Annotated in this window: 13 protein-coding genes; 3 read left to right on the top strand and 10 right to left on the bottom strand. The window is 59.5% G+C overall.

Annotated elements, in window-relative coordinates; translation table 11 throughout:
- Positions 1–15: 15 nt before the first annotated feature.
- From AC0L7I_RS06590 to AC0L7I_RS06570, 5 genes are all read right to left on the bottom strand, one after another.
- Positions 16–726: a CpaD family pilus assembly protein gene (locus AC0L7I_RS06590; RefSeq protein ID WP_473398754.1), complete on the bottom strand. Its 711-nt coding sequence runs from the start codon at positions 724–726 to the stop codon at positions 16–18.
- A gap of 11 nt (positions 727–737) precedes the next feature.
- Complete coding sequence (locus AC0L7I_RS06585) at positions 738–2,309, bottom strand: type II and III secretion system protein family protein (protein WP_473398753.1); 1,572 nt, start codon at positions 2,307–2,309, stop codon at positions 738–740.
- Positions 2,309–3,157 (bottom strand): Flp pilus assembly protein CpaB, encoded by an 849-nt coding sequence (gene cpaB / locus AC0L7I_RS06580; RefSeq protein WP_473398752.1) that lies wholly within the window; start codon positions 3,155–3,157, stop codon positions 2,309–2,311. Before cpaB ends, AC0L7I_RS06585 begins: the two co-directional genes overlap by 1 nt.
- 101 nt (positions 3,158–3,258) lie before the next feature.
- Positions 3,259–3,774 carry an A24 family peptidase gene (locus AC0L7I_RS06575; protein WP_473398751.1) on the bottom strand — a complete coding sequence of 172 codons (516 nt, stop codon included), beginning with the start codon at positions 3,772–3,774 and terminating at the stop codon, positions 3,259–3,261.
- Between the two features lie 173 nt (positions 3,775–3,947).
- Positions 3,948–4,112: a Flp family type IVb pilin gene (locus tag AC0L7I_RS06570; RefSeq protein ID WP_473398750.1), complete on the bottom strand. Its 165-nt coding sequence runs from the start codon at positions 4,110–4,112 to the stop codon at positions 3,948–3,950.
- A gap of 270 nt (positions 4,113–4,382) precedes the next feature.
- On the opposite strand from AC0L7I_RS06570, the gene AC0L7I_RS06565 reads away from it, so the two are divergent.
- The 3 genes from AC0L7I_RS06565 to AC0L7I_RS06555 all read left to right on the top strand — a co-directional run bounded on the left by AC0L7I_RS06565 (position 4,383) and on the right by AC0L7I_RS06555 (position 6,185).
- Positions 4,383–4,826, top strand: a complete 444-nt coding sequence (locus AC0L7I_RS06565) for a pilus assembly protein N-terminal domain-containing protein (RefSeq protein ID WP_473398749.1) — start codon at positions 4,383–4,385, stop codon at positions 4,824–4,826.
- Between the two features lie 183 nt (positions 4,827–5,009).
- Entirely contained in the window at positions 5,010–5,570 is a 561-nt protein-coding gene (locus AC0L7I_RS06560) for a TadE/TadG family type IV pilus assembly protein (RefSeq protein ID WP_473398748.1), read from the top strand.
- A gap of 3 nt (positions 5,571–5,573) precedes the next feature.
- Positions 5,574–6,185: a TadE/TadG family type IV pilus assembly protein gene (locus AC0L7I_RS06555; RefSeq protein ID WP_473398747.1), complete on the top strand. Its 612-nt coding sequence runs from the start codon at positions 5,574–5,576 to the stop codon at positions 6,183–6,185.
- A gap of 64 nt (positions 6,186–6,249) precedes the next feature.
- Here the strand turns inward: AC0L7I_RS06555 and AC0L7I_RS06550 are convergent, their stop codons facing one another.
- The 5 genes from AC0L7I_RS06550 to murD form a co-directional block, all read right to left on the bottom strand.
- Positions 6,250–7,764, bottom strand: coding sequence for an MFS transporter (locus AC0L7I_RS06550; RefSeq protein ID WP_473398746.1), 1,515 nt, complete (start codon positions 7,762–7,764; stop codon positions 6,250–6,252).
- Positions 7,765–7,884: 120 nt separating this feature from the next.
- Positions 7,885–9,306 (bottom strand): UDP-N-acetylmuramate--L-alanine ligase, encoded by a 1,422-nt coding sequence (gene murC, locus AC0L7I_RS06545; RefSeq protein WP_473398745.1) that lies wholly within the window; start codon positions 9,304–9,306, stop codon positions 7,885–7,887.
- A gap of 49 nt (positions 9,307–9,355) precedes the next feature.
- Positions 9,356–10,456, bottom strand: coding sequence for a UDP-N-acetylglucosamine--N-acetylmuramyl-(pentapeptide) pyrophosphoryl-undecaprenol N-acetylglucosamine transferase (locus AC0L7I_RS06540; protein ID WP_473398744.1), 1,101 nt, complete (start codon positions 10,454–10,456; stop codon positions 9,356–9,358).
- On the bottom strand, positions 10,449–11,600 hold the full coding sequence (locus AC0L7I_RS06535) for an FtsW/RodA/SpoVE family cell cycle protein (RefSeq protein ID WP_473398743.1): 1,152 nt from the start codon (positions 11,598–11,600) through the stop codon (positions 10,449–10,451). Before AC0L7I_RS06535 ends, AC0L7I_RS06540 begins: the two co-directional genes overlap by 8 nt.
- Positions 11,597–13,012: a UDP-N-acetylmuramoyl-L-alanine--D-glutamate ligase gene (gene murD / locus AC0L7I_RS06530; protein ID WP_473398742.1), complete on the bottom strand. Its 1,416-nt coding sequence runs from the start codon at positions 13,010–13,012 to the stop codon at positions 11,597–11,599. The genes AC0L7I_RS06535 and murD overlap by 4 nt, the downstream gene beginning before the upstream one ends.
- Between the last annotated feature and the right edge of the window lie 9 nt (positions 13,013–13,021).

Here is a 13,021-nt window from a genome sequence, read left to right as displayed (position 1 = left end):
TTCGGCAGCCAGCTATTACTTGACCGCGTCAGATATCGTTCCGGATTCGTCCGATGAGCGGGCGGACGCCGTAGTTTCACCGTCGCGGAATTTCTGCAGGATCACTTCTCGGCGCATCATGTCGCCCTCGGCGAGTTCACGCTGGCCCAGAAGATCAGCCGGGTCTGCGATCATGGCAGCAAGGTTTGTCCGGATAGCGCAGCCGAGGCTGGGCATTTCATTGTTCGAACGGATGTCGGACACGTCGTATTCGGCCATGGACTTGCAGTCCGGCTTGATCGCGTCATAAACTTGGAAGGCCAGGATCATCGGCTCGGACTTGTCCGAACCCGCACCGTGACTGCTTCCGGCAATTTCTTCATACTCGACGCCGTTCTGCCAGGCGATCTCGCGCGCCGCAGCAACCGCCGATACGGCCAGTTGCGAATTGTCGCTGGTCTCCGGAAGGGACATGATCAGCGGTCCGTGGCCCTTCGATCGATAGGTGCGGACAAAGGTCTCAATCCTGGCGCGGTCCTTCAGCGAAAGCTCGCTGGCAACCGGGCTGATGTCCACTTCAAGGAATTCGGTACGCTTCGACACGCCGATCGCATTGCGATCAAGCGCTGTGCCCTCAAGATACGCTTTCGGCACTGCCGTTGGCGCATGGCTCGCACAGCCGGCGAGGCCGCTCAGGCAAAAGCCAGCGGCGAACAGGGCATGCGTTGGTTTAAGAAACGGGTTCATCCTGACGTCCCTCACTCTTCAATAAAGCCCACGGGGGAGCGGTAATTCTCGGCATCCACCGGTGCGCCGTCCTTGCCGTATTGTTCATTCAGCTTGCCAAAGAAGATCGACTTGGCGTCCGAGGCGTTGGCATATCCATCGGCCGGCGTCCGCAGCTGGTTCTTCTGGGTCGGATCGACCAGGTAAGGCGTCACGATGACGACCAGTTCGGACTCGTCCTGGAGAAAATCACGCGACTGGAACAGGGCCCCGAGGATCGGCAATTTCTTGAGCCCCGGAATCTGGTCAAGCGTCTGGCGTGTCTTGGACTGGATCAGGCCGGCCATCATCATCGAACCGCCTGACGGTAGTTCGATCACGGATTCTGCCCGGCGAACCGACAGGGCCGGGATCGTGATACCGGCCAGCGTGATCAGGTTGCCGTCTGGATCGATGGCCGTCTGCGAGGCGCCCTGATAGGCACCCTGATTGGTGAGTTCCGATACTTCGGTCGACACCTTGAGCGAAATCCGGCCCTCGGAGAGGACAACAGGTGTGAAGCCAAGGCCTACACCATAGGGCTTGAATTCGATCGACACGCGACCGCTATTGTCCTGCCCTACCGGCACGGGAAATTCGCCGCCCGCGAGGAACTTGGCGCTTTCGCCGGAAATGGCGACAATATTCGGCTCGGCGAGCGTTTTGACGACACCAATGCGTTCCAGCGCATCAATCGTGGCACCCACGCTCGACTGCAGGTCGGACCCCACATAATTGGAATATGTCAGGGAGCCGCCGAGACCACCAAGTGCCTGGCCCTGGATCGGAAAGCTGTTACTGGCGCTAAGCGAGCCCTGGAACGTCTGCGGCAGGCCGGGCACAAGACCGGTCGTGCCGGTGGATTCCGGAACGCCGTCGCCGTTCGTGTCCGCAAACAATTGTTTTTCGACCAGTCTGGCCATATCGCCAAAGGCCGGCGTGCCGGACAGGTTGATACCGAGTTGCTTGATCGCTGTGCGCTGCATTTCGACAATGCGCACTTCCAGCATGACCTGGTCCTTGGCCGCGATCTGGATCATGTTGACGATCTGCATATCGTCACCGGCCCCGAGGAACGCCGAAACGAGCCGCTTCACCTGGTCGGACTGCGCCATGTCGTCGACAGTACCCGTCATCAGGACGTTTCCATTGATCCCTTCGATATTGACGCGCGCATCCGGCACATGCCGTTCGATCAGCTTGTGAAGGCTGGTCATGTCGGTTTCGACACTGATTTCCAGGTTCAGGAGCTGGTTGCCGTCGCGGTCGAATACGAAGGCGTTTGTCTGTCCGTAGGCGACACCCCGAAAAATGATCCGCTTGGCCGTCTGCACCACCGCATCGGCGATGGCAGGGTTCGTGATGACGACGTCTGCGGCCGGCGCATCGAGGTCGACAATCATGGACTTGCTCAATCCAAGCGTAACCCGCTGCGAAACGTTCGCTTCGCCAGGTCCGGTAATCGTGGTTCCCATGTCATTGGGGGCCGCATGCGCGAAAAGCGGCAATGCCGCCACGAGCGCCATCACCAGGCAGTTCCGAAACGGGCGGGACATGTTCATCATCAGCTTCCCCCAAGCCCGGCCGATGTGGCCTGGCCGTTGCGGTAAATCATGATGCCACCGGCACCAGATCCGCCATTCCCACTCAACATGTCGGTGCGTGATTCGCGGCCCATGCCGTCTCCGGCATCCGACCACGGGCGCAATGACAGCGACAGCGTTCCCATGCGCTGTGACAGCGCCACCAGTTCGGCCTCTTTCGCCGACACTTCCAGCGTCGCCGTGTTGCCGATCTGGGAAGACCCGCCATTCTCATCAGGCTTGAAGACCTGATCGATCGCCAGCACACGCACATTCTTGATAATTGTCGTGGTTGCCGGGCGCTCGGTGACCATCTGTTCAGTCTGCACCTGCACTTCATGCGTGAGGATCACATCGACCTTGTCATTCGGCAGGATAAAACCACCCGACGCCGACTCCGTCGAAATCTCGACAGAAATCGCGCGCATTCCTGGCGCCAGCAAAGCTGCCATCAGGCTCGAATCTGATGCCTGCACCAATTTTCCAGGCAGGATCGGTTCGCGATTGAAGATTGGAATTCGAACAATTGCGCCAGCCATCTTCTCGATGCCATCTGGATGGTCGGCCTCAGTAAGGTACCCCTCGACAATGTTCAGTTCCGGCCAGGGAGCCCATTCGAAATCGCTCGTCGCCAGGCGATCACCGATCGCCAGGTCCCGCCGGGCAACCAGAACTTTCACCTCGGAAACCTGCTTGGTCTGGATCTCTGTCTGCAGCTCGGTAACAGTCTGCGTCACTGTCGTCGGCGCCGACATGTTGCGAACGAGAAACGCGGCGGCCATCGCTGCCAGGGCAGCTCCGAACAGAATGATAAGACGCATCGGCGACATTGGGCGCCACTCCCTTGTGATGACTAAACCCGGCGGACAACTGCAACTAAGCTGAAACCCCATCCAAATCGGATACTTCCATGATCTGGACTAAGGCTTGGTTAACTGAATAGACTGATTTGGCTTAATAAGTTGGCAAGGAATGGCGACGCTGGCGCAGCGACGAGCACACCTGCTGCAATCGCGACTCCATAAGGAACGCCAGCATTTTCTTCGAATGGTGCACGGATAAGTCCCGGCAGTGCCGCCGCAGGCATAAGGCGGCGGACAGACAGGATAAGCAGGGCAAAGGCTCCGCCTGCGAGCGCCATAATAAAGAGAAAGGTAAAACCGGCGCCTGGCCCCAGCCACAGCATCACGGCGGGAATCATCTTGGCGTCCCCTCCCCCGAAAATATTGAAGGCGAACAGACCAAAAGCCACCATGAAAGCAAGCGCGGCGACCATCAGGTGCCCCCCGATAATTTCCATCGGTACGCCGGAGATCGCGGCTGCAGGAACAAACAGGCCCGCAAGAGTAAGGTTCAGCCAGTTCGGAATCGTCAGACGGTTGACATCATGCATGGCAGCAAACAGGCAAAGGGCCAGGAACACGCCCCCCAGGATGTTCAGAATCATTCGTCCGCTCCTTCATTCTTCAATTCGGCCGCACCGTGACGGAAAAGACTGAAGGAAGTTTTTAATTCTGCGCTGCGCTCCCGGGCCCGCCCCGCGAAGTACAGGGACAAAAGAAAAGGCCGCCAGGTTTCCCCGGCGGCCCTTCTGCGAACCGAATAAATTCGGCCGACGAATTATTGAGCGTTGTCAAGAGCCGTCGAAACGGTCGTGAACGTCGTGTTGGCGCTGTTACCGAGGGCGGTAACGCCACCGATGATAGCAACAGCGATCAGAGCAGCGATCAGGCCGTATTCGATAGCCGTGGCACCAGACTCATCTTTAAGAAAACGTGCAAACATTGGAAACTCCCATCATGCGTTGAATAAGCCCCGAACATTTTTTTCTTCCCGGGACATCGCTGAAACTACAGAACTATTCTCAATATCGCGTTACAGAATAAAGATAATCCGTGAAGGTAAATCAGGGTTTTGTTTACTCTCGCCCAACGTGCAAATCGTCAAAGTCGCCCTTATCGTGTGATCTTGGATTTATCTGATCGCCGCGTAATTAGGAAAAGGGCAACCTTCTTCAGCGAAGAATCCCTCGAAGCTGAATCTGGAGCCTGAGAAATGAACATATTGGCCAAGTCGTGTGCACTGGCACTGGCAGGATCCCTGGTCGCCGTGACTGCTGCGGCCGGTCAATTGTCAGTCGAAGCCAACAAGACCATCCCCGTTCGCGTTTCAGGATCTGCGGCGAGCATTGTGCTTGGAAACAAGAATGTCGCCGACGTCGCCGTTCACGACGAACACCTCATTTTCATCACAGGCAAAACGTTCGGCACGACCAACCTCATGATCTTCAACAAGGCTGGCGACCAGATTTATTCGACCGAAGTGGTTGTCACGATCAATTCGTCAAATCTGGTGACCGTGAATCGCTCGGGCCAGAATTTCACCTACGATTGTGCCCCCGAATGCCGTTCGGTCATGAGCATAGGCGACCAGGCCGACTATTTCGATTCCCTGCTCACGCAGCAAAAAGCTGCCCAGGAATTGAATAGTGGCAACTAGGTCGCCATCGCTTTCGGACATTGCAACGATAATTTTGCCGAAAGCGGACGTTTGCTTTTTTGGGGCCGACAGCTCCCCCCTCGGATGCCAGTTCGATCAAATTTCACACATCCGGTAAATCGGGTGCAAACCCAGGTCTGGTATCTGGTGATGCTGAGACAATCGTCTGTTTGAGGTTTGAAAATGTTCAGCTTCCGCTTCGGCATCCTCGGTTCGCGCCTTCAGGCTTCCTGGAGTGCGTATGCCCACGACCGGCGCGGTGCAGCGGCCGTCGAATTTGCCATGGTCGCCATTCCGTTTTTTCTGCTGATTTTCGGCTTGCTCGAAGTCTGCCTCATGTTTCTCGTATCGACCGTACTTGAACACTCCGTCGCAGATGCGTCCCGGCAAATCCGCACGGGTCAGGCCCAGGAAAGCGGATTTAACGAGGTAAATTTCCGAGCGTCGGTCTGCAGCAGCTTTTATGGCCTGCTCGATTGCGACGAGAAGCTGCACATCGACGTCAAGTCACTTGATGAATTCGGTGCCGCCAGCTTCGATCTCCCGATTGATATGGACGGCAATTTCGACGAAGCCGGCTTTACGTACGAACCGGGCGGCCCCAACGAAATCGTGGCCGTACGCGTTTTCTACGAATGGCGGCTCATGACACCTTTCATTACAGCGCCTCTGTCGAACATGGCCGGTTCAAAATACCTCGTGCAGGCAAATGCCGTGTTCCGCAACGAACCCTTTGGAGACTAGCCCATGCCCCGCAAGTCCCTTTTTTCCCGGATCAATCGCCGCCTGAAATGGCGTGGCATACAGGGCCTGCACTACAATGAGCAGGGTGTGTCGGCGGTGGAGTTTGCCATCATCGCGCCGGTCATGGTCCTGATCTATTTCGGCTGTATCGAGCTCAGCTTCCTCATGCGCATGGACCGCCGGGTCACATCCACCAGCGCCAGCCTTGGCGACCTGACTGCTCGTCTGGCGACCGTGACAGATGACGATATGGGCGAAATGTTCGCGGCAGCAAAGGTGATGATGCAACCCTATGATGCAAGCGCGGCCAACCTCCGGATCACGAGTATCGTCGATAATGGCGACGGGGTTGCGCGCGTTGCCTGGTCAGACGCCTACAATATCACCGCTTATACCCAGGGCGCCGCGATGACGGTTCCTTCCGGCATAATCCCCTCCCCCGGATCGGTGATCCTCGCCGAAGTTGAGTACACGTTCAAAAGTCCCTTCGGCTACGTTCTGAAGACCGAAAAGACGGTCGATGACAAATTTTACCTGCGTCCGCGCCGCGTGAATGAAATCAGCCGAACGCATGACGCCGACGACGATGGCACGTCATTCGGGCCGACAAGCTAGCGGGCTTGAGCCGCACGAAAGCTGCGGGACCAGACGCGAAGGTACATTGCAAGTCGGCACCTTGTCAGGCAGCCGGCTTGTCACTTGCGCGGATTGTGGTCAGCATCGCGAGCCCCAGGAAGAACAATAGCGCAATGGCGGACATGCCGACGCGCTGGTCCTGGGACCATTTGGTAAAATACTCGATCAGCAACGGGCCCATCCAGACCGTAATGGTGCCTGCAATCGCGAACAGCCCGAAGAATTCCCCGCGCATGTGGGCCGGGGCAACATGCACGACCATCGACCGGCTGGACGAGATATTTGCCGTGGCGAACACGGCGATGAGCGCATACTGGAACAGGTAGGTTAGGTCGGACAGCGAACTGAAATAGCGCCAGTTCAGAACCTGGAAATTGTCGATCAGGCCATAGAAGATCGAATCGCGCGTTACCGACAGGCCGAAGAACAGGATCAGGACAATGCCGGTCAATTCGAAGATCAGGGCATTCTTCGGGCCCATCCGGCGATCGAGCCAACCTCCGAAAATACCGCCCACAACGGCCCACATCGACGCCCAGATAGCGCAAATCGTCAACTCGATCAGGCCCCAACCGAGGAAGAGGCTGACATAGACAGCTCCCACGGCGAGCAGCGCCGCCATGCCATCGGCATATAGCGTCCGCGCGATCAGGAACTTGAATGCCTCGCGGTGCTCGCTGGCCCGTTTGACCGTGTTGATCACACCCCGGATGCCATCACGGAACGCAGGAACGATCGGCGTCCCCTTCACGCCAGTGTCTTTCGAGTAGCGGAAGAACGGATAGATCATCAGCACGATCCAGACCCCGCAAATCGGCCCTGCAATACGGAACTGCTCGTACTTGGATGAGTCGATACCGAATGCCGCCTGCTTGAACGGCCAGCCGATCGCGTCGGGCAAGGCGAATAGCAGGACGAGCGCAATGAACATCAATGTGGCCCCGGCATTGCCAAGCGCCAGGCCGAGACCGGAGACACCCGGAAGGGCCTCGGGTCGGGCCGCATCCGACAACATCGAATTGTGAGCCACTTCGCTGTAGGTATAGGCAACATAAGCGAGAATCAGCAGGCCCATGATCATGGACGTCGACAGGCCCGCGCCGCCCGGCATGGCCCACCAGAGCAGGCAACTGGATGCGGCAATGATGCCCAGGTTGACGAACAGGAAGGGTTTGCGTTTCAGGCCCCGGTCAAAGGCTGCGCCAAGGAAGGGGGCCGTCAATGCCGCGATCACCCCGGCCCATTTCGTTACAGATGCGACGGTGGCCTGCCCTTGCGCCCCTGCCACGGCGCGGGCCTTTTCGGTCGACATTCCATCCAGCGCGCCACTGGACAGAAGGTCGCCGCCGATGATGTCCCGGGCGAAATAGGGTGCGAAGATATAGATTACGATCAGGATGTAATACGGATTGCGGGCCCATTCGAACCAGGCCCAGGCAAGTCCCGTCTTGCCGGTGGCGCCGCCTTCCCCGATATACCGGCCGTCGTGACGGGCCTTTTCTATCTCGGCCATCTGGCCCTCAGCCGCCGGCAAGGACGGGTCTGCGTAATCGCTCATATGCTGGTCTCCCGGTGCGTTCTATCCGACGCTCAGGCGCAACCGTGCGATATTCCGCAGCGCGAGGAAAGGCCTTTGCGCCCCTCCGGCTGGCTTGGCGTCGGGGAAACCCGAAGCGGCCTAGAGCTTGGCTGCCAGCTCGCCGGCATATTTGGTGATGTCGCCTGCCCCGAGACAGACAACCATGCCGCCTGGCTTGGCAATGCCCCGGATGGATTCTGGCAAATCATCCAGCGAAGCCAGCACATGCGCGCCCCGGTGGCCGTGCCGCTTGATACTGGCGACCAGGGTCTCGTGCGTGATGCCCTCAATCGGCGCTTCGCCCGCTTCATACACCGGCGCGACGAACACTTCGTCGGCTGCATCGAAGCAGCGCGAAAAGTCTTCAAACAGGTCACGCAGGCGCGTGTAGCGGTGCGGCTGGCAGATGGCGATCAGCTGGCCCTGTCCGAGCATTGAACGTGCCGCCTTCAGGACGGCCGCGATCTCGACCGGATGGTGGCCGTAATCGTCGATGATCCGCACTGCGCCCTTGCCGTCCCCTGCCGGCGCCCATTCCCCCACCGTCGTGAACCGCCGCTTGACCCCGCCGAAGCCCGCCAGTGACGCCCGGATCTGGTCGTCGGTTGCACCAAGCTCCAGCGCCACGGTGATTGCCGCCAGCGCGTTCTGCACATTATGCTCGCCAGCCATCGGCAGCGTCAGGTCCTTGATCACGCGCGGCGTGGCCGAGCCCGGACGCCGCAGGGCCACATCAAAGTGTGCGCCGTCGAGGTCAGTCTGCAGGTTCACCGCCCGGACATCGGCCTGCCGGTTGAATCCGTAGCTGATACGTCGCCGGTCGGTGACGCGGGCCGCCAGGTCCTGCACTTCGGGATGGTCGGTGCAGAGCACGGCGAACCCGTAAAAGGGGAGGTTTTCCACAAAGGTATCAAAGGCTTCGCGCAGCTTTTCCATAGAGCCGTAATGGTCCATGTGCTCCGGATCGATATTCGTCACGATGGCGCAGGTCGGATGCAGTTTGGCAAACGTCCCGTCGCTCTCGTCGCTTTCCACGACCATCCAGTCGCTCTCGCCCGCTTTATAGTTCGACCCATAAGCATGGATGATCCCGCCATTGATCACCGTCGGATCGATGCCGCAGCCGTCCAGCAGGCACGCCACCATACTCGTCGTTGTCGTCTTGCCATGCGTGCCGGCAACGCAAACCGTGTATTTCAGGCGCGTTATCTCGGCCAGCATATTGGACCGGCGCACAACGGGAATCCCTGCTGCCCGCGCGGCCAGCACTTCCGGATTGTCCTTCCTGATAGCCGACGAGATGATGACCGTGCCCGCGCCTTTCACGTTCTCGCCCTTGTGCCCGATGAAGACTTTTGCGCCTTTTTCCTGCAGTCGCTGCACATTGGCGCTTTCGGAAATGTCCGAGCCCTGCACCTGGTAGCCCATGGTCAGCATCACATCTGCAATGCCCGACATGCCGATACCGCCAATGCCCACGATATGGGCCGGGCCGAGGTCGAAAGGGGTGGGCGAAGTCATGATTAAATCTCCGGATCAGCCCAGCGATGTAACCGAATCCGGTCCGGCTTCATAGCTCTGCGACGCGCTCGGCCATGTCGGCGAGATCGCTGGCCGCGTTGACCTTGCCGACAGACCTGGCCGCGGCTGCACGCTGGCGCAGGTCGTCGCCATGCTCCAGTCGCACCGCAATCAGGCTGCCCAGCAGCTTCGGGTAAAGGTTGCTCTCCAGGATCACGTCGGCCGCCTCGACATCGGTCAGCGCCTCTGCATTCGCCGACTGATGGTCATCCATGGCAATCGCCAGTGGAATCAGGATCGACGGCCGCCCGACAACCGCCAGTTCGCTCACCGTACCGGCGCCTGACCGGGCCACGACAAGGTGGGCCGAAGCAAGGCGTTCCGGCATGTCAGCAAAAAAAGGTGCTAGATCGGCATCGACCTGCGCGCGCCGGTAGATATTGCGCACGCCTTCCATTTGCTCCGCCCGCACCTGTTGCACCACCTTGAGGCGCCCGCGCAAAGAGGCCGGAAAATAGTCGGCAATCGCGATCGGAACCGTATCGCCTATGATGCTGGAGCCCTGGCTGCCGCCGGTCACCAACAGGACCAGTTTGCCGTCGGTGGGCGGATAGGGCATGTCGCGCATAGCGACAATCGGTGCGCGCACCGGATTGCCAATGGGCATATGGGCCGCGCCATGCGGCAGGAAGTCGAGCCGGTTGAATCCGCTGGCGACCAGCTTGGCATGTTGGGCGAACTGCCGGTTCACACGGCCCAGCACAGCGTTCTGCTCGTGAATAATGATCGGCACGTTCCGCTTCTTCGCAGCAGCCAGTGCAGGATACGCTGGATAACCTCCGAACCCTGCGACAAGCGCCGGCTTGGACTCGTCAATCAGGCGGACCGCCCGATTGATACCCGCCTTGATTTTCATCGCCGCCGCCGGAAGTGTCCATGGCTTGCGGAAGTTCGGCGATGCGGCTTTCACCTCTTCTTTCCACTCGGCCGGAAAGTCGCTGGCATAGCGCAAGCCGCGATGGTCGGAGATCAATCCCACCTTCCATCCGCGCTCGCGCATTTCATCGGCAAAGGCGCGCGCCGGGAACATGTGTCCGCCGGTGCCACCTGCCGCAATTATCACCAGTTTTCCGGTGTTTACTTCACCCATACCTGCCTCTTGTGCGCGTACCTTGTCCGCGCACAAGGGCCAGTGCAAGCCCGAGTGTCAATCCTGTGCCGATCATCGAAGAGCCGCCATATGATACAAAAGGCAGTGTCATCCCCTTTGGGGGGATGAGCGCAACATTCACAGCGATGTTGATAGCGGCCTGAAGGCCGAACAGCGAAAACAGTCCGGCAGCGGCCGCCCGGGAATAATCGTCGTCCAGCCGGGCCGCCGCGCGGAAGCCGCGAAGCACCATCAGAGAGAAAACGGCCAGCAGGACAATCGCCGCCACCAGCCCGAATTCCTCGACCATTACGGAGAAGATGAAATCGGTGTGCGCGTCCGGCAGGCTCGCCTTGACCTGCCCCTCCCCCGGTCCAACGCCGAACAGGCCGCCACGCCCGATGGCCTCGGCCGCCTTGTCGATCTGGTAAGTGTCATAAGCTGATGGATCGACGAAACTGTTCACGCGCGCGCGCACATGTGGCAGCAGCGCATAGAGCAGGCCCGCCAGCGATACGCCGCCACCCGCGAAAGCGGCAGCCCATTTCCATGGCAGGCCGCTGATGAAGAACGTTATGACGAAGGCCGCAGTCAGCAGCGCCGCCTGGCCCACGTCCGGTTGCAGCAGCAGCAATCCCAGCGTCACGGCATAGAAAACGAATGCAATCACCGCCCAGGGCCCGCTCGGATAGGTCTCCCGCTGGGCCAGCAACCAACCGCTCAATACGATCAACGCCGGTTTGATCATCTCGCTCGGCTGCAGGGAGAAACCCGCAATGCGCAGCCAGCGCTGCGCCCCCTTGGCTTCGTGGCCAAACACAAGAATCCAAATCATCAGCAGCAATGCCGTGAAAAACACGAATGCCGCCAGCCGCCGCGCCCACGCCTGGTCGAGCATGCTGACGCCGACCAGGATGACGACCGCAGACGCGGCAAATGCCGCCTGGCGCATGACAAAGAAATATTCGTTTTCGTAGCCGATGCGGATCGCGGCCGACGGACCTGCCGCCAGTGACATCAACAGGCCAATGGCAATCAGGAAAAACGCGCCGCCCATCAGCCCCCAGTCCACCGTGCGGCGCCATTCGGTCAGCCGCGACGTGTCGGACCGGGCAAACTGCAAGGCGGTGGGCGCTGGGTTCAAGCCGTCACCCTTATCTCGTTCGGCATCATCGCATGGATGATCGAGCGAAAGACATCGCCGCGATGTTCGAAGTCGTGGAACTGGTCAAAACTGGCGCAGGCTGGCGACAGCAGAACGATGGGATTGGCTTCTCCCGAAGCCCTCGCATCATGCAGGGCCGCTTCGACAGCTTTCTCAAGCGTGCCGCATTTCTGCAGCGCGACCTTTCCCTTCAGTGTCGCCGCGAAGGCGTTTTCGGCGTCGCCGATAAGGTAGGCCTTGGCCACGTTCGGAAACAGCGGTTCCAGCGGCTCGATTCCCTCTGCCTTCGGCACCCCGCCAGCGATCCAGTAGACATTCTTGAAAGCACGCAACGCCTGCTCGGCAGCCTGCGCATTGGTCGCCTTGGAATCATTGATGAAGCGCACGCCGTCCACTTCCCCGACAGTTTCCAGTCGGTGAGGCAGGCCTGGAAAAGACTTGAGCCCGGCCATGATGATGTGCTGCTCGATGCCGAGTGCCCGACACGCAGCATAGGCCGCCGCAGCGTTCTGGTGATTGTGCTTGCCGGGCAAAGAGGGACAATCGGCCAGGTTGCCGATCAGTTCGGCCTTGCCCGACTGGTTGTCGTACAGCTTCCCGTCAATCGCGCTGACGCCCCGCCCCAGGGTGTAGGTGGACGACGCATGAACCACACGGCCCTGGCCATGTCCAGCCAGCCCGATGGCGATCGACTGGGTGATCACGTCATCGAAACCGACAATCGCCACGTCACCCTTCTGCTGGTTCTGGAAAATCCGCATCTTGGCAGCCTGATACCCTTCCATGCCGCCATGACGGTCGAGATGGTCCGGACTGATGTTCAGCAACACGGCGATATCGCAGTGGAGGCTCTTCACCAGGTCGAGCTGGTAGGATGAAAGTTCCAGCACATAGACGGCGTTGGCATGAAGGGCAGCAAGGTCCAGCACGCCGGTACCGATATTGCCGCCGATACGCGCATCACGGCCAGCCTGCTTCAGGATATGCCCGATCAGCGCCGTCGTGGTCGATTTTCCGTTTGTCCCGGTGATGCCGATAATCTTCGGCCGGCCACGTTCCGGCAGCGACTGAACGGCGCGCGCAAAGAGTTCCATGTCGCCAACAACCGGCACGCCGGTCATTTCGGCCATGCGCACGATCCGGTGCGGCGCCGGATACTTGTAGGGAATGCCTGGCGACAGGACGAGCGCAGCGAAGGTTTGCCAGTCGCGCTTGTTGATATCCGACAGTGTCAAACCGGCGGCTTCGGCCTTGTTGCGGATTTCCTCATTATCATCCCACGCATGCACGCGTGCGCCGCCAGCCTTCAGCGCTTTTGCTGCGCTGAGGCCTGTCCGGCCAAGGCCGAACACGGCGACATCCCGTCCTGCGTATTCTGTAATGGGGATCATGGTGTTGCG

This window comes from Hyphomonas sp. J20-32 (assembly GCF_055808555.1).
Note: the sequence above shows the minus strand (reverse complement) of the source record. Positions and strands in the feature narration are given on the sequence as shown.

Bases quoted from the DNA above. Each gene is read 5' to 3' on its own strand.
- AC0L7I_RS06570 (WP_473398750.1), bottom strand. From the start codon at position 4,112: ATGTTTGCACGTTTTCTTAAAGATGAGTCTGGTGCCACGGCTATCGAA.
- AC0L7I_RS06560 (WP_473398748.1), top strand. From the start codon at position 5,010: ATGTTCAGCTTCCGCTTCGGCATCCTCGGTTCGCGCCTTCAGGCTTCC.
- AC0L7I_RS06540 (WP_473398744.1), bottom strand. From the start codon at position 10,456: ATGGGTGAAGTAAACACCGGAAAACTGGTGATAATTGCGGCAGGTGGC.
- murD (WP_473398742.1), bottom strand. From the start codon at position 13,012: ATGATCCCCATTACAGAATACGCAGGACGGGATGTCGCCGTGTTCGGC.
- AC0L7I_RS06585 (WP_473398753.1), bottom strand. From the start codon at position 2,309: ATGATGAACATGTCCCGCCCGTTTCGGAACTGCCTGGTGATGGCGCTC.
- AC0L7I_RS06550 (WP_473398746.1), bottom strand. From the start codon at position 7,764: ATGAGCGATTACGCAGACCCGTCCTTGCCGGCGGCTGAGGGCCAGATG.
- AC0L7I_RS06555 (WP_473398747.1), top strand. From the start codon at position 5,574: ATGCCCCGCAAGTCCCTTTTTTCCCGGATCAATCGCCGCCTGAAATGG.
- AC0L7I_RS06565 (WP_473398749.1), top strand. From the start codon at position 4,383: ATGAACATATTGGCCAAGTCGTGTGCACTGGCACTGGCAGGATCCCTG.
- murC (WP_473398745.1), bottom strand. From the start codon at position 9,306: ATGACTTCGCCCACCCCTTTCGACCTCGGCCCGGCCCATATCGTGGGC.
- cpaB (WP_473398752.1), bottom strand. From the start codon at position 3,157: ATGTCGCCGATGCGTCTTATCATTCTGTTCGGAGCTGCCCTGGCAGCG.
- AC0L7I_RS06590 (WP_473398754.1), bottom strand. From the start codon at position 726: ATGAACCCGTTTCTTAAACCAACGCATGCCCTGTTCGCCGCTGGCTTT.
- AC0L7I_RS06575 (WP_473398751.1), bottom strand. From the start codon at position 3,774: ATGATTCTGAACATCCTGGGGGGCGTGTTCCTGGCCCTTTGCCTGTTT.